The sequence below is a fragment of the Microcoleus sp. M2_D5 genome (assembly GCF_036701935.1).
Lineage (GTDB): Bacteria > Cyanobacteriota > Cyanobacteriia > Cyanobacteriales > Microcoleaceae > Microcoleus.
Genome location: NZ_JAUBRP010000045.1, coordinates 1 through 18047, shown reverse-complemented (window position 1 = coordinate 18047; position 18047 = coordinate 1). Strand labels below are relative to the sequence as shown.

18 protein-coding genes and 1 pseudogene are annotated in these 18047 nt (G+C 46.5%); 9 read left to right on the top strand and 10 right to left on the bottom strand.

Annotation, left to right across the window (positions count from 1 at the left end; all coding sequences use genetic code 11):
- Positions 1–15 precede the first annotated feature (15 nt).
- Positions 16–816 (top strand): phosphate ABC transporter ATP-binding protein PstB, encoded by an 801-nt coding sequence (pstB, locus tag QUA50_RS18830; RefSeq protein ID WP_333264950.1) that lies wholly within the window; start codon positions 16–18, stop codon positions 814–816.
- 364 nt (positions 817–1180) lie between these two features.
- Here the strand turns inward: pstB and QUA50_RS18825 are convergent, their stop codons facing one another.
- Complete coding sequence (locus QUA50_RS18825) at positions 1181–1351, bottom strand: NblA/ycf18 family protein (RefSeq protein WP_242716365.1); 171 nt, start codon at positions 1349–1351, stop codon at positions 1181–1183.
- Positions 1352–1578: 227 nt separating this feature from the next.
- On the opposite strand from QUA50_RS18825, the gene QUA50_RS18820 reads away from it, so the two are divergent.
- Both QUA50_RS18820 and QUA50_RS18815 read left to right on the top strand, forming a co-directional pair.
- Entirely contained in the window at positions 1579–2175 is a 597-nt protein-coding gene (locus tag QUA50_RS18820) for a phycobiliprotein lyase (protein WP_333264951.1), read from the top strand.
- Positions 2176–2502: 327 nt separating this feature from the next.
- Complete coding sequence (locus QUA50_RS18815) at positions 2503–3261, top strand: phycobilisome rod-core linker polypeptide (protein ID WP_333264952.1); 759 nt, start codon at positions 2503–2505, stop codon at positions 3259–3261.
- 354 nt (positions 3262–3615) lie between these two features.
- On the opposite strand, the gene QUA50_RS18810 is transcribed toward QUA50_RS18815, so the two are convergent.
- The 5 genes from QUA50_RS18810 to QUA50_RS18790 all read right to left on the bottom strand — a co-directional run bounded on the left by QUA50_RS18810 (position 3616) and on the right by QUA50_RS18790 (position 7733).
- Positions 3616–4050, bottom strand: a complete 435-nt coding sequence (locus tag QUA50_RS18810; protein ID WP_333264953.1) for a hypothetical protein — start codon at positions 4048–4050, stop codon at positions 3616–3618.
- A gap of 30 nt (positions 4051–4080) precedes the next feature.
- Positions 4081–5046 carry an RluA family pseudouridine synthase gene (locus QUA50_RS18805; protein WP_333264954.1) on the bottom strand — a complete coding sequence of 322 codons (966 nt, stop codon included), beginning with the start codon at positions 5044–5046 and terminating at the stop codon, positions 4081–4083.
- Positions 5047–5322: 276 nt separating this feature from the next.
- On the bottom strand, positions 5323–6771 hold the full coding sequence (locus tag QUA50_RS18800; RefSeq protein WP_333264955.1) for an ATP-dependent DNA helicase RecQ: 1449 nt from the start codon (positions 6769–6771) through the stop codon (positions 5323–5325).
- Positions 6772–6808: 37 nt separating this feature from the next.
- Positions 6809–7174: a DUF4087 domain-containing protein gene (locus QUA50_RS18795; protein ID WP_333299478.1), complete on the bottom strand. Its 366-nt coding sequence runs from the start codon at positions 7172–7174 to the stop codon at positions 6809–6811.
- Between the two features lie 175 nt (positions 7175–7349).
- The gene (locus QUA50_RS18790; RefSeq protein ID WP_333264957.1) at positions 7350–7733 is read right to left on the bottom strand and encodes a hypothetical protein; all 384 of its coding nucleotides are present in this window, start codon (positions 7731–7733) and stop codon (positions 7350–7352) included.
- A gap of 31 nt (positions 7734–7764) precedes the next feature.
- On the opposite strand from QUA50_RS18790, the gene QUA50_RS18785 reads away from it, so the two are divergent.
- A complete protein-coding gene (locus QUA50_RS18785) occupies positions 7765–7944 on the top strand; it encodes a hypothetical protein (protein WP_333083634.1) in 180 nt (59 codons plus the stop codon).
- A 268-nt stretch (positions 7945–8212) separates the two neighbouring features.
- The gene (locus QUA50_RS18780; RefSeq protein ID WP_333264964.1) at positions 8213–8764 is read left to right on the top strand and encodes a M23 family metallopeptidase; all 552 of its coding nucleotides are present in this window, start codon (positions 8213–8215) and stop codon (positions 8762–8764) included.
- 141 nt (positions 8765–8905) lie between these two features.
- Here the strand turns inward: QUA50_RS18780 and ftsH are convergent, their stop codons facing one another.
- Positions 8906–10840, bottom strand: a complete 1935-nt coding sequence (ftsH, locus tag QUA50_RS18775; RefSeq protein ID WP_333264958.1) for an ATP-dependent zinc metalloprotease FtsH — start codon at positions 10838–10840, stop codon at positions 8906–8908.
- Between the two features lie 452 nt (positions 10841–11292).
- Here ftsH and QUA50_RS18770 point away from each other — a divergent pair, with 452 nt between their 5' ends.
- On the top strand, positions 11293–11838 hold the full coding sequence (locus QUA50_RS18770) for an NADPH-dependent FMN reductase (protein ID WP_333264959.1): 546 nt from the start codon (positions 11293–11295) through the stop codon (positions 11836–11838).
- A gap of 198 nt (positions 11839–12036) precedes the next feature.
- Here QUA50_RS18770 and QUA50_RS18765 read toward each other — a convergent pair whose 3' ends face one another.
- Entirely contained in the window at positions 12037–12267 is a 231-nt protein-coding gene (locus tag QUA50_RS18765) for a hypothetical protein (RefSeq protein WP_190734279.1), read from the bottom strand.
- Positions 12268–12399: 132 nt separating this feature from the next.
- Between QUA50_RS18765 and psb32 the strand changes: the two genes are divergently transcribed.
- Complete coding sequence (gene psb32 / locus QUA50_RS18760) at positions 12400–13122, top strand: photosystem II repair protein Psb32 (RefSeq protein WP_333223532.1); 723 nt, start codon at positions 12400–12402, stop codon at positions 13120–13122.
- A gap of 174 nt (positions 13123–13296) precedes the next feature.
- On the opposite strand, the gene QUA50_RS18755 is transcribed toward psb32, so the two are convergent.
- A complete protein-coding gene (locus QUA50_RS18755; protein WP_333052232.1) occupies positions 13297–13680 on the bottom strand; it encodes a DUF4346 domain-containing protein in 384 nt (127 codons plus the stop codon).
- A gap of 457 nt (positions 13681–14137) precedes the next feature.
- Here QUA50_RS18755 and dcm point away from each other — a divergent pair, with 457 nt between their 5' ends.
- Both dcm and QUA50_RS18745 read left to right on the top strand, forming a co-directional pair.
- The gene (gene dcm / locus QUA50_RS18750; RefSeq protein WP_333264960.1) at positions 14138–15190 is read left to right on the top strand and encodes a DNA (cytosine-5-)-methyltransferase; all 1053 of its coding nucleotides are present in this window, start codon (positions 14138–14140) and stop codon (positions 15188–15190) included.
- Between the two features lie 88 nt (positions 15191–15278).
- Positions 15279–15719 (top strand): annotated as a pseudogene (locus tag QUA50_RS18745) (DUF29 family protein).
- 119 nt (positions 15720–15838) lie between these two features.
- Here the strand turns inward: QUA50_RS18745 and QUA50_RS18740 are convergent.
- Positions 15839–17647, bottom strand: coding sequence for an aspartate kinase (locus QUA50_RS18740; protein WP_333264961.1), 1809 nt, complete (start codon positions 17645–17647; stop codon positions 15839–15841).
- Positions 17648–18047: the final 400 nt, after the last annotated feature.

The window sequence follows — 18047 nt, the reverse complement described above, 5'->3', positions numbered from 1 at the left end:
TAGAGTATTAACTGTATGATGATGGATCTAGACAAGCAAACGGAAACAATTTTACGGACAGAAAATATCAATATTTTTTACGGCGCTTTTCACGCAGTTAAAAATGTTTGTATGGAGATTCCTAAAAATCGCATTACTGCTTTGATTGGGCCGTCTGGGTGCGGTAAAAGTACAATTCTGCGATGTTTTAACCGCCTCAACGATTTAGTTAACGGTTTTCGTTTAGAGGGTAGAATTGATTACTACGATCAAAATCTTTACGCTCCTGATATTGATGCTGTAGAGGTGCGCCGCAAGATTGGGATGGTATTCCAAAAGCCGAATCCTTTCCCGAAGTCGATTTATGACAATATTGCTTACGGTGCGAGGGTAAACAATTATAAGGGGGATATGGATGAGCTGGTGGAAAAATCGCTCCGCCAAGCTTATTTGTGGGATGAGGTGAAGGATAAGTTAAAGCAAAGCGGTTTTTCTCTTTCGGGTGGCCAGCAGCAGCGTTTGTGTATTGCTAGGGCGATCGCGATTAATCCTGATGTAGTGTTAATGGATGAACCTTGCGCTTCTCTTGACCCGATTTCTACGATTAAGATTGAGGAGTTGATGCGGGAACTCAAGGAGAAGTATACGATTGTGATCGTTACTCACAATATGCAGCAGGCTTCTCGGGTTTCTGACCTGACTGCTTTTTTCAATGCTAAACTTTCTGACGATGGGAAGCGGTTTGGCTATCTTGTGGAGTGTGACAAGACTGAGGTAATTTTCCAAAGTCCGAAGGAAGAGTCTACTTTAGATTATGTGAGCGGCCGTTTTGGTTGATTCCCCGACAGGTTGAAACAATCGGGCTACACAAACTCTCGTCCCTCTCGCTTGAGACTAAAAAGATTTAATTTGCTGAGTTTGGTAGCGACAAAAAAAACTGCATAAAACTTTTGTCAATTTAGAATCCCGCTTTCTTGGAGAAAGCGGGATTCTGGGTTTTATCTTTAAAAGGTCGATCTGAGATGTTGCACCATTCTCAATAAGCTTTTTAGGAACAGGCTTTTCGGCCTGTGAAGCGAGAAAATTCACTCTTTGTGGAACAGGCCGAAAAGCCTGTTCTTGACAATGGTGCAAGATGTGAGTCGATCGCACTTTTTGCAGATACAATCCGCTGATTTTTGTGAAGAAATGCTCGAAGAGTTCACATATTCTTCATCCAATGCTTTAACAGGTTTTCTTTAACCATGTTTTGTCGCATAACTTCGAGCAAGTATTCCTGAGCTTGGTCTTGGCTTAACCTTTTGACTTCTTCGCGCAGCACTTGAAGTTTGAACTGCTGTTCCATGCTGAGGCTGGTTGTAGGCATATCCATAAATCGCTCCTCCAGTTTGCTGAGATTGATGCGAGATCGATCGGAATGACGTTTCGCAGGATTTGTTGTGTCTCTACATTGTAAACTATCATAACATTCCCTTGACAATATGTCCAAAGTAGACATTTTGAGACTAATTTGTGTAGCAAAAGTACATCTAAGTGGGGGGAGCTTTATCATAAAAAGGCGTAAAGACCGGGAAGCCTAAGCCAAAGGAGATAGTTTGTATGGATGCAATGGAGTTTTTTCAGAGCAGCGCTGGGGAGTGGCGTTCTCAGCGCAGCACTCACCACCTCGCTTTCCGCCAAGCGGAGATTGGGGATTCAAATATTCAGGTAACGGCGCTGGGTGCGGATGACGCGCGAGTGGCCGAGATTTGCAAGATGCACGAAGTCGATCCGAGCCGGGCTGCTGGGGGGGCTTTTGTGACTTGGCACGGCTCGATGGCGTGGGATAAGGATGATGAGAATCATAAAGGGTCTACGGTGTTCGCGATCGTCCCCGATCCTGAAAATCCCCGACAGGGCTTGATGTTGCGCGAACGGGGCTATGCGGAAATTGTGCCGGTGGCTGGCCGTTTTGAGATGGATGACGAGGATGGGCTGCTGCTGATTACCGAATACGAGACGATGAGTTCGATCGAGCGTTTTTGGTTTGCTAATCCGAACGTGCGGATGCGGACGAGTACCGTAAAGCGCTTTGGCGGTTTCAGCACATCGACTTTTTGTACCGAAATTCGGGTGCAACCAGACTCGGATGCAGCATCAGAACCCGCAGCCGATCAAGTGGCCGGCAGCGAGTTTTATTCGGCTCTGGGTTGGTAATTTAGTCATTAGTCATTAGTCTTTACTTTGGCTTCATTTCCAGCCTGGGCCTGGGCCTGGTGGGGTTCAGGCTCTGCCTCCGGTTAGAGTAGACGAGGCAGAGCCTCTAAAGTGGCGTTCCCAGCCAGAGACTCGAAGAGTGACTTCTAACTACTGACTACTGACTTCCCCAAAGTCAACAAATGTTACAGATTGTTGCAAAAATTCAGGAAAATCAGATTTAGATTGCGGGAATCCCCTAATCTGTATGTTGGTTAGTTGTATCCGTTTTGCTGGCAGCTCACGGTGTCAACTATTTCTGAAATTTGAGATAACGGAGATTTTAACGTGGCGCTTCCTTTATTAAGCTACGCCCCCAAGAGCCAAAACCAGCGCGTTGCTGGTTATGAAGTGGGGAGCGACGAGCAGCCGAGAATTTTCACAACTGAAAATGTGCTCTCGTCTGGAGACATGGAAAATTTGATTTGGGCTGGATATCGCCAGATTTACAGCGAACACCAAATCCTCAAGAGCAACCGCCAAACGTCTTTGGAGTCGCAACTCAAGTTCGGCCAAATTACTGTGCGGGACTTTATTCGCGGTTTGGCGACTTCTTCTCCTTTCTTGGAGCGGAATTATCAAACTAACAGCAACTACCGGTTTGTAGAAATGTGCGTGCAGCGCATTTTGGGTCGGGATGTGTACAGCGAGCGCGAAAAGATTGCTTGGTCGATCGTCGTAGCCAATAAGGGGCCTCAAGGCTTTATTGACGAGTTGGTCAATAGCGAAGAGTACCTGGATAAGTTCGGCTACGATACCGTACCTTACCAGCAGCGCCGAATTTTGCCTCAGCGAGTTGGAGGAGACACTCCTTTCAACTTGAAGACGCCCCGCTACGGCGAGTACCACCGTTCGCAGCTTGGCTTCCCGCAAATCATCTGGCAGACTGGCGTGCGCCGTTTTGTTCCTCAAGAGAAGCAACCGAAGGCTGGCGATCCGTCGAACTATTTGGGTATGGCGCGCAATATGCCCATGCCTGCTACTCCGCCCCAGCGCGTGCCTCTAGCTAATATCAATATCGACACGATGGTTCCCCGTCGCCGGTAATTGATGCTGCCCTGATGCGATTATTTGTGTCGGGCATCGACTGAATCGATCGGCTTTTAGGCTGAGAGAGTTTTGAGTCTTGAGTTTTGAGGTTTGAGTTTTTTGATAAACTTGGAATCCAAAACTCAGGGCTCATACTTTTTGGGAAAGAACTTTGGCAACAAGCAATGTATGGGATTTAACAGATAAATATTATAGTTGAATAGAAGCCCTTATTCGCTCTCCTATCTTTAAATGTATCTGCGTTTATCTGCGTTTATCTGCGGTTTTCTTCTTGTATCAAAGATTTAGGCAAGAAGTTTATTAATGAAAAAAAAGCAGGGGAAAAAATGTTTATAGTAAAGACTTTAGTCATTAAAAAGGTAAAGGATCTGGTTCTGACGGTAACAAACTTACGCCAGTATAAGCTGATTGGAGCCGATCGAAAATGTATTCAAAAGCTTCTTCAAAGTGTCTGGGTTCATCAATGAGAATCTTGAATTCGTGACCCCAAGGATAAACCGTGACAATGAAATTGTCAATAACTTTGTTAACACTCAAAGATATTTCGACTGTTTCGCGATCGCCATTTTCGGGATTTTCGGAATTTTCGCAAACATCGATCGCACCATCAAAATACAGAATGCCATTGTCATCAAACTTCTGATTTTGGTTTTGAATCGGGCATTCCAAATAATCGCTCATTTGCTTGATAAAAATTTCACTAAAATCCTGACAAGCTTCGCAGGATTCTCGGTATGCTTGCCGGGATGCGGCGTAAGCTTTGCAAAGTTCCTCAAATTTCGACATAGAAATTACCAGTTTTAACTGCCCACAATATCAAATATTTGCTCGCAGGCGCAATATTTTCAACAAGGTGTTGAATTGATCGGGTAAAGGGGCGATCGCCTCTATTAATTCTCCGGTTACGGGATGCTGCAATGTCAGCCGCCATGCGTGGAGGGCTTGTCCGGTTAAATTGACGCCGATAGAACGGTTGGAACTGTACATCGGGTCGCCGACAATCGGATGTTTTATTTCGGCTGTATGCACGCGAATTTGATGGGTGCGGCCGGTTTCTAATTGATAGTGCATTAAGCAATAGTTGCCGATTCTTTCTTTAATTGTCCAGTGAGTAACTGCGGGGCGACCGCCTTTTTCTACTGGTACTACTGCCATTTTTTTGCGGTCTGTGGGATGCCGCCCGATGGGTAAGTCTACTGTGCCTGTTTCGGTGTTGGGAGCACCGTAAACTATGCCTAAATATTCGCGGCGGGCGGTTTTGGCTTTGAGTTGGGCTTGCAGGTGTTGGTGGGCGATGTCGGTTTTGGCGATCGCGATCGCACCTGTTGTATCTTTGTCTAATCTGTGCACGATTCCCGGTCGCTGAACTCCGCCGATTTCTGCTAGGGGACAGTGGGCTAAGAGGGCGTTGACTAATGTACCGTCTGCGTGTCCGGCGGCTGGGTGGACGACTAATCCGGCTGGTTTGTTGATGATAATTAGGCTGTCGTCTTCGTAGAGAATGTCGAGGGGAATTGCTTCCGGCTGCAACTTTGTGGGCTGGGTTTCGGGTAATGTGAGGTGGATGCGATCGCCCGTTTTTACTGATATTTTTTTCGATGTGCAGGTTTCGTCGTTGACTTTGACATTACCTTGTGATATGAGGCTTTGGATTCGCGATCGGGATAAGTCCGGTATCTGGTTTGACAGCCAAATATCTAATCGCCGATCGACATTACTGCGATCGAATTCCTCTGTATTTTCTACTGTGTAAATCTGTGCCGCAGTGTCTGTTTCTATCATTATACTTTCTTTGGTAATCGGTAATCATATCATGTCCGAGCGATTAACCATACTATCCCGGTCGGGGCGGGTTTTTGGGATGGTCAATTATTGGCAGGTATTGTTGGTGAACCCGCCCCTACAAAAATCCCGGCCCCTCAACCGGACATGATATCACTAATTTAAAATCGATCGATTTGTATGCAGTACATATCCTGTAGGGGCGGGTTTCACCAACAATACGCGCCTGTAACTAATAATCTCGTAAACCCGCCCCCACCCACGGTAAATTTCCAATCACCGGCAATTATCGCAGTGCCCGCACCGCATAAATTTAGCCTCATTTGCAAACCCAAAAGCTTGCAGCAAAAATTGCCACCTGCACTCGCGATGTTTCAAATATTTTACCATTTCCTCAGCGGCGGTAAAATTTGATTTTTCCGCTTTTTGCTGGGGAGATTTATTAATCGCATAATTAAAAGGATCTCGCCATGTTAATTGTCCGCTGCTGTGCAAGATTGAAAGGGCGATCGCACTTTCGGGAAATTCGCGGGAAACTGCTTCTATATCACCTTTAACTGGCAGTTTTTTGGCTAATTGCTGAGCTTCTCGGTATTGCGATCGCAATTTATCTTGAAAAAATTCCTTTCTTTGTTTATCTTCAGGATAAAGCAAACCCGTAGGTTCGCTAATCAATGTCAGGGCGATCGCCGGTTTGCCGTCGCGTCCGCCTCTACCAATTTCCTGAATGTATTCCGATAATAGCAAAGGTGCTTGATAATGAACAACCCACCGGACATCGGGCTTGTTAATTCCCATACCGAATGCTGAGGTACAAGTCACGAATTTAAGCTCGTTTTTCAGCCAAGCGTTTTCGATTTTTCGCCGTGATTCTGGACTCAAACCTGCATGATATGCTGCTGTTTCATAACCTGCTTCTTTCAACAATTCCGCCAAGTTTTCGCTATCTTTTCTAGTGCGGACATAGACTAAACCTGCTTGTTTTGGTCGAGCTTTGATAAAATTTAATAACTGCTGTTTTCGTCCTCTCGGCGTCCAGACTGTCTGCACTTGCAGGTGCAGGTTGGAACGGTAGGGACTTAGCAAAAATGCTTCTGGTTTTTGCAGTTGCAAGACATTTTTGATTGTCTGCTGTGCTTCCGGGTTGGCTGTAGCGGTGAAAGCTGCGATCGCAATTTTACTGTTGGCTGGTTTAGCTTTCAACAAAGACGATCTCACTGTTCCCAAACGGCGGTAAGCTGGTCTAAAAGTATCGCCCCACTGTACTAAACAGTGAGCTTCATCTAATATTAAACCGTTGATTTGGATGTGCGGCTGACTGATAATTTCCCAAACTGGTTTGCTGAGTAATGTTTCGGGAGACAGGTACAGCAATCTTAATTTGTTTTGTTGCAGCGACTGCATAGTTTGTCGGCGCTGCTGTGTTGGCAATTGACTGTGGATGAGGGAAGCGGGAAGATTGCGATCGCGCAATTCTTGTACTTGGTTTTCCATCAGTGCGACTAAGGGCGAAACTACCAAAGTTAAACCTGTTTGTAACAAAGCTGGCAGTTGAAAGCAGATGGATTTGCCGCCACCTGTCGGCATAATTATAATTGTATCTTTTCCGGCTAATAAACTGCCGACGATTTCTCCTTGGGGCGGTCGGAAGTCGTCGTATCCCCAAATTTGTTGGAAGGCGGCGCGGGCTTGATTTAATGATGTTAGTTCTGGTTGAAAGTTCATTTGACTGAGTTAAAAAACTTGTATGGTTTCGCCACAACTAACGAATTTTTGGCAAATTCGGATCTTTTCGACAAGTTGAGAGAGGTAATTGTTCACCACCTTGTATCGTGGTAATTCTCATTCGATTTCTATCTGTCACCACATTTAAACAAGCACACCCGTATCCATAATTAACATTAGTTTTGACATATTCATCGTCGTTAAAAGGAGGAATATTGTTCATTCCTCCGGCTTGATATCCCCCTTGCGCCGAGATTGTCCACTGAGCATCTTTGTCTTTGAGATACCAATTAGCAGGCGTGGGATTTATTAACCATCCGCACCTGGTTTCAGCCGCTTTTGCAGGAATAACAACAATCGAAAAATATGAGATAATTGCAGGTATCAACCACTTGAGTTTCATAGCTTTATATCCTATTTTTTGAGCGACAATCATACAGGAATTACGCGCTTCGAGAAAAGAAACAGAAACCTGGTTTTTTAGCGAATCTGCGGGTGACAACGAAATATTGTCGCAAAAACCAGGTTTCTAACTACCTGCGCGTAAGTTTTGTCCAAAATCCCAAATCCCAAATCCCCTAAGACTCCTCGCCGTCACGGCGGCCGAGCTCGTACACGCCACCGCCAATACAGGCGATCGTACCCATAGATACTGCCCAACCAGTGCCCAGAGATAATTCGACGCCCCAATTGCACAATCCGCCCGCAATCAAAAAGGGCAGAATACTCAACAGCGAAGCGTAAAACGTATTTTGAGCTTCTCTGGCTTGGCGGGTTCTTTCAAACTCGGCTTCTGAGGTGTAGAGGGATCTCTCTGCAAAATTCATCCAGCGGTTCAGTTGCAGAATTACCCATTCTGTGAGGGGCGACAGGCCCCAGTATAGGGCCAAAGACCACAAGGACGCACCGGCGATCGCAGTTGCGTCTATGGCAAAACTAAAGGGAAAAATTTCAGTAAGCATTGCTTGATGTGTTATGAATTTGAGATTTTGGATGTCATCCAAAATCCCCGAACTTAACTATAGTGTCAAGCAAAAGCTCGATCGAATTCAACCGCAGCACGAATTTCCAATTTTTTTTATCACCCCCGGGCATTTACCCGGAAGCCTTGACACGGGTTTTGGATGGAGTAAGATACACGTTGTTGATAAACTGATTCGCGATCGCGGGTAGAGCTCAAAGCCAATCTTGCAGCGAATTGGCATCACTTACATCTTGCACCCTCGTCAGAAACGGGCTTTCGGGCCCGTTCCACAAAGGATGATTTTTTTGTGGACTGGGCCCGAAAGCGCGCCCCTGAAAGCTTTATTGACAAGGGTGCAAGATGTGAGCCTAACAGACAACGCACACTCCCACACACATTTAACTTTGAGCCGTGAAAAAAATCCTGCAAGACTCTAGAGGCCCGCTGACGGCAAAACGCTTTTTTCGTCTCAGACAGATGCTGCTGCTGGCACTTTCGATCGGCATTGTGTTGATCGGCCCTTATTTGCAGCAGCAGGTGGTCAAAGCTCAGTCAGGCTTACCAACGAGAGTAGCGACGGGTAATTTGTGGCAAGAAGCTTCTTTTCCAGTCGAAAACTTTGAAACCTACACTTCCCCCTTCGGCCCCCGCGGCGGGGATTTTCATTACGGTTTGGACTTGGCCGCCCCGGAAGGCAGCTATATCCGCAATTGGTGGGGCGGGCAAATTGTGGAAGTTTGGGAAGATGGCCGATGCGGCACTGGTATGATCGTGCGATCGGGAAATTGGGAACACATCTACTGTCACCTCAGAGGCCGAGTCCTAACGGCTAACGGCGGGCGTTATTATACCGATCGCGAAGGCTTGCAAATTTGGCAAGGTCAAACAGTGCCTGCGGGTGCGAGAATTGCCAGAGTTGGGATGACCGGCCGCACGAGTGGGCCTCACTTGCACTGGGGATTGAAGTACGGCGGCCGCTGGGTTGACCCGGCTTTGGTACTCCGGGAAATGTACTCCCAACAATCTTAATTAGTCATTAGTTAGTAGTTAGCAGTCATTTTTATTGGTTTGTAGTAAGGAATAAAGTCCTTATTTTTTCGATAATGAGGACTTTATTCCTCACTACAAACTTTAATAACTAATGACTAATGACCAATGACTAATGACTCTTTACGTTGGTGCCAACTCTTTTTTTGTCAACTGGGTGTAGCGATCGACAATTTGGCGGAATTCGTCGCCGTCGATGGTTTCTTCATCCAACAGCGCTTCGACAAGTTTGTCTACCAAAGCGCGGTTTTCGCGGATAATCCGGCGAGCTTCTTCGTAGCAGTCAAAGGCAATTTCCCGGACTTGGCGATCGATCTTGATTGCCATTTCTTCGGAATACTCCGATCGCGAATTCCAGCTTTGACCCAAAAACACCTCATTGTTCGGACTTTCCAAAGCCACAGGCCCCAAATCCGACATTCCATAAAGCGTTACCATCTCCCTCGCGAGACTGCTAACTTTTCTGAGATCGCTACCGGCACCGGTGTCGATTTCAGCATCGCCATAAATTTCAGCCTCCGCCGCCCGTCCACCCAAAGCTACTGTAATCCGGTTTAACAGCAAAGCCCGACTCCTCAAACCTTCGCTGTCAAGCATTTCGTCGTCGAGCGCAAAGCTAGTAAAGCCTTCTACGCCGCCGGAACGGGGAATAATCGTTACTTTTTCTACCGGGTCGGCATTTTTGAGCATGGTCGCGACTAGGGCGTGTCCGACTTCGTGGTATGCTGTCATCCACTTTTTCTTGCTGTCCAGCAGCGGGTTGAGGGTAAGCCCGATCGTGATCCGGTCGATCGCGTCGTGAACTTCTAGGTTACTAATCGTGTCTTTGCGACGCCTCGCTGTGAGAATAGCTGCTTCGTTGAGCAAGTTTGCCAAGTCGGCGCCGGAAAAGCCGGGAGTGCGGCGGGCGATCGTGTCTAGGGCCACTTCTGGGTCGAGTTTTTTGTTGCGCGCGTGAACTTGCAAAATCCCCAAACGCCCTTTGTAACTGGGTAAATCTACCGTTACTTGCCGATCGAACCTGCCGGGCCGCAGCAGGGCGGTATCGAGCACGTCGGGCCGGTTTGTAGCTGCAATCACAATCACGCCGCTGTTACCCTCAAAGCCGTCCATTTCTGTCAGCAACTGGTTGAGAGTTTGTTCGCGTTCGTCGTTGCCGCCGCCGATACCAGCGCCGCGCTGCCTTCCTACGGCGTCTATTTCGTCGATGAAGACGATGCAGGGGGCATTTTCTTTAGCTTTCTTGAACAAGTCGCGGACGCGGGAGGCGCCAACTCCGACAAACATTTCGACAAATTCGGAACCGGAGATGCTGAAGAATGGGACGGCTGCTTCGCCTGCGATGGCTTTTGCCAGCATTGTTTTGCCGGTTCCGGGAGGCCCGATTAACAGAACTCCTCTGGGAATTTTGGCGCCGATGGCGTTGAAGCGTTCGGGTTTTTTGAGGAAGGTTACGACTTCTTGCAGTTCTTCTTTAGCTTCTTCGATGCCTGCTACGTCGTCGAACATCACGCCGGTTTTGGCTTCCATTTGGAAACGGGCTCTGGATTTGCCGAAGTTCATGGCATTTCCTTGAGATTGGGTCGATCGGCGCAGGATTGCCATCAGCACTGCCAAGACTGCAAAAATCACTAGCAAGTTTATTACTAAACTGACGGCTGCTGCGTTATCTGCTGTTTGTTTGACTTCAAAGTCTATCTTTTTGGCGCGGATTTGCGAGTACAGTTCTCGGTTGTTGTAATCGAACAGACTAACTGATTGGGTTTGATCGCTTTTTTGATTTTTTAGCCTAACCTTGGCAATTTTTTGAGTTTCGTCTACTTCGATTTTACTGACTTGCCCTTTTTCTATGTTGTCGATGAGTTGGCTGTAACTCATGGTGTTTGGCGCACTCTCGGCAAACACCGGGCCCGAGAGCAATATTCCTTGAGAAATCACCAAACTGCCCAGGATGCGCCAAAGATTCCGTCCTGGAATTGATTTTTTAGGATTCTGGCTCGACTTGTCTTTGTTTACAGCTAGATGCCCCAGCCATGCGTGTTTCCAAGAATTTTTCATATTGCTTTGCCCAAGGTTGAAGACTGCCAAGATTGACCGCTTGTGGTTTGCTACGTTCATTTATTTTAACAAGAGGGCGGGTGTTGAAGGGGTTTATCTCTCGCGGGCCTCTTAAGAGACCCCTCTTGAGGGGGGTTTTGAATCCACGGTTCCTCAAGAAACCGGGTTTTTTACGTAATCTACGGGCTATAACCAAGAATTTTGCTCAAACAACCCGGTTTCTCGGCCCCGTTCTTCAACTTACGCACTGCGACTCAGAAACCGGGTTTTTCCCCTAATCTGTGGCTTTTACAAAGAATTTTGGCAAAAACCCGGTTTCTCTGCCGCGTCCGTAAATCTAAAATCTCAAATCTAAAATCTCAAATCGATTGACAGTTGTCGATCGAACTTGCTATCTTAATCATAGTCGTAATGAGTACGTTTTAGTCGAGCAGTTATCGTTTTTAAGCTTTATGGTAAAAATTGTCGGCATTGGCGGAAGTTTGCGGGCTGGCTCCTACAGCCAGTTAGCGTTGAAGGTGGCAGCAGAACGGGCCGATGCCCTGGGCGCGGAAGTTGAAATATTGGATTTGCGATCGCTCAATCTGCCATTCTGCAATGGTGAGAATGATTATCTCGATTACCCGGATGTGGAAAAGCTGCAGAATGCAGTTAAGCAAGCCGACGGCTTGATTTTGGCAACGCCGGAGTATCACGGTAGCGTCAGCGGTGCTCTCAAGAATGCCCTGGATTTGATGAGTTTTGAGCATTTGGACGGGAAAGTTGCGGGTGGGATTAGCGTTTTGGGAGGGCAAGTTAACAGCAACGCACTCAACGATTTGCGAACCATTTTGAGATGGGTACACGCTTGGGTAATTCCCGAACAAATTGCGATCGGACAAGCTTGGAAAGCTTTTAGTCCCGACGGTAAATTGTTGGATGAAAAACTGTCTGAAAGGTTCGACGAATTTACTCGGAGTTTAGTAGAAAATACGCGGAAATTGCGAGGAATTTCTTAGAAGACGGCTTATTTTCGCCAGTAGTCATTGGTAATGGGTAATTGGGAATTGGGAATTGGTAGTAACTAACCAATAACCAATAACTCATGACTATTGGTAACGGGCAAGGAGTAATTTGTATTGGTTATTGGCAATTGGTAATTTGCAGCAACTGACAACTGACAACAGTCAACAGTTAACAGTCAACAGTCAACTGAGTCAAAATGGCATATCGATCATGTCTCCGAAAGGATGGGGTACGTCGATCGCCATTCTTCCGGGTTTTGACTCATATTTGTCTATCCACTTTTTGGCTAATTCCAAAGCTTCCTCCTCAGTCTTGGCATTTTGAACAGCCACGTGGCGGTTGCCGCGGCTATCCCAAACCTCGACGTAGAATACTTTCTGGGATTGAATAATCCAACCTTTATAAGTGTCTGCTGGTTCCATAGTTAGAATCCTAAAATAATCGGGCGGGGAGTTCGACTGGCTAGCTAATTGTAAATATTGCCCTGCATAAAATGAATTTTACGGGGGTTTCTATAGTATTTTTGGAAAAAAGTCAGTTTTACGGTTAACCTCATGACTAGACTCCTGAAGCAATTATTTAACTGGAGAAAATATCTCCAACCTTTGGCGGCGACGATCGCGATCGCCCTAATCGCATCCCAGATGGCGGTATTGCCGGCATTGGCGACTGGCGTTTACGAAATACCGGTGTTGTCGGCGGGCGATCGAACTTGGGTGTTCGACAAAGGCGACGTGCTCAGCCGCAGCAGCGAAAGCAATATCAGCAGCGTGCTCGACAACCTGGAAAACAAAACAGGGAAACAAGTCCGATTTGTCACCATTCACCGCTTAGACTACGGCGAAACGGCTGCCACTTTCACCGACCAACTGTTTGAACAGTGGTTTCCCACAAAAGAAGACCAGACTAATCAAATTTTACTCGTTCTCGACACTGTTACCAACAGCGCGGCAATTCGTACCGGGGAAGGGGTGAAATCCCTGCTAACCGATGAAATTGCCCAGAGTGTGGCCGGGGAAACTGTGCAAGTGCCGCTGCGGGAAGCGAATAAATACAACGAGGCATTTGCCGCTGCAAGTACGCGCATTGCAACTGTTTTGTCGGGCGAACCCGATCCGGGCCCTCCTGAAGTTGTTGACAACATTCAAGTTGAAGGCACGTTTAAAAAAGCTGAAGAAACAGACCAAGGCAATGCCACAGTTGTTGTGGTTGTGCTGTTGGTGTTGGCGACAGTGATTCCGATGGTGACTTATTTCTGGTATCAAGGTTTTTCGTGATCGGTTGCTGTCTGATGCAATAGACTTGCATTGCTTAAATCTTTGATAGATCGACCGCAGATGACAGGCTGATACACACAGATGAACGCGGATAATTTCAAGAATAAGGATCGCCTGAATCTAATGCCAGTCTAGTAAGTTGCCGTTTTGTCAAGAAATTATGGCAGGGCTGCACTAATCTTGAACGTATTCTCGATCGCTCAACAATGCAATCTCTGCCCGTACAAATTCCCGTCCCAGATAAGCCGCGTGATCTAACATTGTCACCGGGTTGGGGCGGGTTTCTTCTAGGATTTTCACACAAAGTTCTTTGGCGGTTCGGCCGGTAAAAAGTGTGGATTGGGTGCGTTCTACTTTGCCGCGGGCGGGGATGGGTTTGCCGGTTTCGGGATCGACGGCGAGGCCTCGATCGTCGATGATGTTGGTGAAATGTTTGGCACAAATTAAGCTGGTTTCGCGATCGAGATAGATGATGAAGTAGCCGCCCGGATCGAGGTCGATGTGGCGTTTGGATAGCTTGTCATCGATTGCGGTGAGGTTTTCCAAGGTTTGACTCATGGTTGGTGAAAGGAAGTAAAGAATAGCTATATTTTTTTTGCTATTTCTAGTTTAGTCGGCTGCGGGACAAGTTTGGGACATTGGTTGGTTGAATGGGGGGAAAGTTTGGGCGATCGACATTCTATCCGATATCTCTGGGGACAGGGCATTGCCGTGTTCGGCGCTGGCTGCTGCGACTTTTAATGAGTGGTATAAGATTGAGAACTGTCACAATACTTGTGGAACTTGATAGAATGAACCGCAGAGAGCGCCGAGAACGCAGAGTGAAATAAGAGAGAAAAACAAAATATGTTATCACTGAGATATTGCACCATTTGCAATCACCTTTTCAAGGGCGGGTTGTCCTGCCCACCACCATAAATTCACACTTTGTGGAACAGGCATCTTGCCTGTTCTTGAGAATAGCGCTCTTCGGTGAGTTATCATTGGGTTGAGTAATTTGTTGATTAAATTGTAAATGAAATTTATAGATTTATTTTCAGGAATAGGAGGTTTCAGACAAGGTTTTGAAAAAATGGGCTTTGAATGCGTTTTTTCCTGCGAAATTAACAGCAAATGCCGACAAGTTTACACGGAGAACTTCGGTGAGGTTCCTTTTGGAGATATCAGGAAAATTAATCCCGTCGAGTTAGAAGACTTTGATGTTTTAGTCGCCGGGTTTCCGTGCCAACCTTTTAGCATCTGTGGCAAAAAGCTAGGTTTTGAAGATACTAGAGGGACGCTATTTTTTGATATTTGTAAAATTATCAAAGTTAAGCAACCTCAAGTTATCGTTCTCGAAAATGTCAAGCACTTAATTCATCACGACAAGGGAAATACCTTAAAAGTAATTATTGCCAGTCTTGAAGATTTGGGGTACAGCGTTAATTACAAAATGCTGAATGCTAAAGACTTTGGAATAGCTCAACATCGTGAAAGAATATTTATCATTGCAACTAAAGGTAAAGAATTCAATTTTTCTCGACTTAAAAGCAAGTTTCCTCCGCAACTCAGGGAATTTCTAGACGAGACAGGGGATTTTGAAATATTGGACAAATCAGAGTATACTTTAATTGATTATCCGAGAAAGCAAGATTCGGGACTTTTGTTTGTAGGTTACAGAAATAAAGGTACTTGGAAAACTGGCGTAAGGCCAAATACAGAACATTTATCGAGAGTTCACAGACAGCCTAATCGAATTTATTCGGTAGATGGAGTGCATCCGACAATTCCTTCGCAAGAAACCTCGGGCAGGTTTTTTATCTACATTCCTGAGCAAGATATGGTGAGAAAGTTGACACTGAAGGAATGTTACCGTCTTATGGGTTTTCCTGAAGATTTTAAAACTTATCCGACGGCGGGGGAAAGTTACAAGCAAATTGGGAATTCGGTTTGTGTGCCGGTGGTGGAGGCGATCGCCCAAGAAATATTAAGTCAAAATTTGTTGTATGATGAAAAGAAGGAACTACAAAGATGTCCCGACTCCCGATTTCTGCAATCAGTTGGGAGTCTAGTTAACACTATTACTTGAGATTAATTTGGTTATTAAACAATTTTAGCATTAACCAAGCGCTAACCTTGAGCTATAATATAAGTTACCAAAGATAGATATAGTCGTCATGGAAGAATTACTCACCTTAAAAAGGTTACTGCTAAAAGGGGATATACCTGGGTCATTAGCTATAGTTGAAGAACTAGAAGAAATGAGCAAAAAAGACATCATTAAAACTATTCGCAGCTATGCAGTTATTTTACTATTGTATCTGATTAAACAGCAAGCTGAAAATCGCACAACTCGCTCTTGGGATATCTCGATTCGGAACTCGGTTCTAGAAATTCAGGAGGAAAATAAGCGACCGAGAGGCGCGGGATTTTACTTACCTCTATAAGAGTTACTCATTGTTTTAGAAATGGCGTATCGACAAGCTATTAACAAAGCTTCCCTAGAAGTGGAAGAAGGGCGTTATGAACCAAGAGAATTGTCGCAGTTAGTGAATCAAGAGGCACTTATTAATCAAGCAATGACTTTAATTTCACAAGAAGCTGAAGATAAGGACTAAAGTTACCCAAAGTCAGGAGACGGCAGTGCCGTTTCCCTACAATTAATTGAGGTAGGGAAACGGCACTGCCGTCTCCTCGATTTTTGTAAGGACACGGCAGTGCCATTTCCCTACTTGTCTTAAGCTGGAACTTGGATTCTTTCGGTGCCGGCAAGTTCAAAGGCTGCGTGAATTGCCTTCAAAGCAGTTACGGCTTGTTCCTCATCCACAACGCAGCTAATTTTAATCTCGGAAGTTGCAATCATTTGAATGTTGATTTGCTGCCGGGAAAGCGCTTCAAACATCTTTGCTGCTACTCCCGGATGCGCTACCATCCCGGAACCGACAACGCTAACTTTGGCTATTTGTGTATCGACTGCTACTTCGCCCCATCCGAATTCTGGGGCGGATTTTTCGAGGACTATTTTAGCAGCTTCGGCGTCAATCTGTGCTACGGTAAATGCAATGTCGCGAGTTAATATGCCGTCGATATTGTGGCAGCGCTGCGACTGAATAATTGTGTCTACGCTGATATTTTCCTCGGCTAAAAGTCCGAACAGTTTTGCTGCTACTCCGGGTCGATCGGGCAATTGGCGAATTGCGAGACGCGCTTGATTGAGATCCAACGCAACGGCGCGGACTGCGGGCGGTTTGTGGGATGATGAACGCAGCCCTATAGGGGAGTTGGCGACATCAAATGCTTTGCAGAGTTCGGCAACGGCCCGATCGCAATCTTCGGCATCGATCGCACAACTAACTTTTACCTCGGATGTAGAAATCATTTGAATGTTAATTCCCGCATCCGCTAAAGTCTTAAACATCTGCGCCGCTACCCTCGGACGCCCGATCATTCCCGCACCCGCAATGCTAACTTTAGCGATCGGCTTTTCTTCTGCTTTCACTTCCGGTTCTCCCAATTCTGGGCGAGAATTCTTGCCGAGGGCGGGTACGATCGCATCTGCAACCGCGACAGCTTGATTCAGCGAATTTCTCGTCACTGTGAAGGCAATATCGTTAGTATTTCCTTCATGAATTGACTGGATAATTAAGTCTACATCGAGGTTTTGTTGCGCGATCGCACCAAACAACCGCGCTGCTACACCGGGGCGATCGGGCAAACGCAGTAGCGACACCCCCGCCTGATCTAAGTCAAATTCCACCGCATCCACCGCTTTTGCGAGCTCCAAGCCCTCCAAAGGCCGGGGTTGCGGGGGTGGGGACACTACACGGGTACCGGGGGCGTCACTCCAGCTAGAAAGCACTACCAGCGGCACGCCGTAATTCTTGGCAATTTCTACCGCGCGCGGGTGGAGGACTTTTGCGCCCAAACTCGCCAATTCCAGCATTTCGTCGCAAGTGATTTCGTCCATCAATTGCGCGTCGGCAACCAAGCGCGGATCTGTAGTCAGAATTCCGGGCACGTCGGTATAAATTTCGCATCTGTCGGCCCGCAGCGCTGCAGCTAAGGCTACTGCGGTTGTGTCGGAACCGCCGCGCCCCAAGGTGGTAATTTCCAATTCTCCGGCATCGGCGATACCTTGGAATCCCGCAACAACAACGACTTTACCGCTGTTTAACTGACTCTCAAGCCGATTCGGATCGATTCGCAAAATCCGGGCGCGGGTGTGGGCGGCTTCGGTGACGATGCCGACTTGGGCGCCGGTGAGGGAAATTGCGGGCTGTCCCATTTCCTGCAATGCCATGCTTAAAAGCGCGATCGAGACTTGTTCCCCAGTGGAAAGCAACATATCCATTTCCCGCTTGTTGGGATTTGCGGAAATTTCCTTGGCGAGTTTAATTAAACCGTCGGTGGTTTTGCCCATCGCCGAAAGTACCACAACCAGAGAGTTGCCGAGCTGTGCTGTTTTTACAACTCGTCGGGCTACTTCCAAAATGCGATCGACTGTACCAACCGAGGTGCCGCCATATTTCTGAACAATTAGTGCCATAGATTCTACACAAAGCTACAAAATACTTATCAAATAATACAAGCAGCTTCTGGATTAGAACCGATGTCGATCTTGTTTTTGAGGCTGGTAGGTGCCAATCAAGAAACCGGGTTTTTGGCTAGATTGAAGGTTTGAATCGAATACTTTGGGGAAAAAACCCGGTTTCTCGTCACCGCTGCGTAAGTTCAAAGAAACCGGGTTTTTGGGAGATTGAGGATTTTTTGCGAATATTTTGGCGGAAAAACCCGGTTTCTGGCTACCTATTAACCTCCTTCTAACTCTCGCAAACGCGCTTCTAAAGCTTGAATTCGCAACTCAGCTTCTAAGCTGCTACGCAGCTAAACCGGATAAAATAGCATTGCCTTTATTTTTGATTTTTCGATCCCATTTAATAACCAGT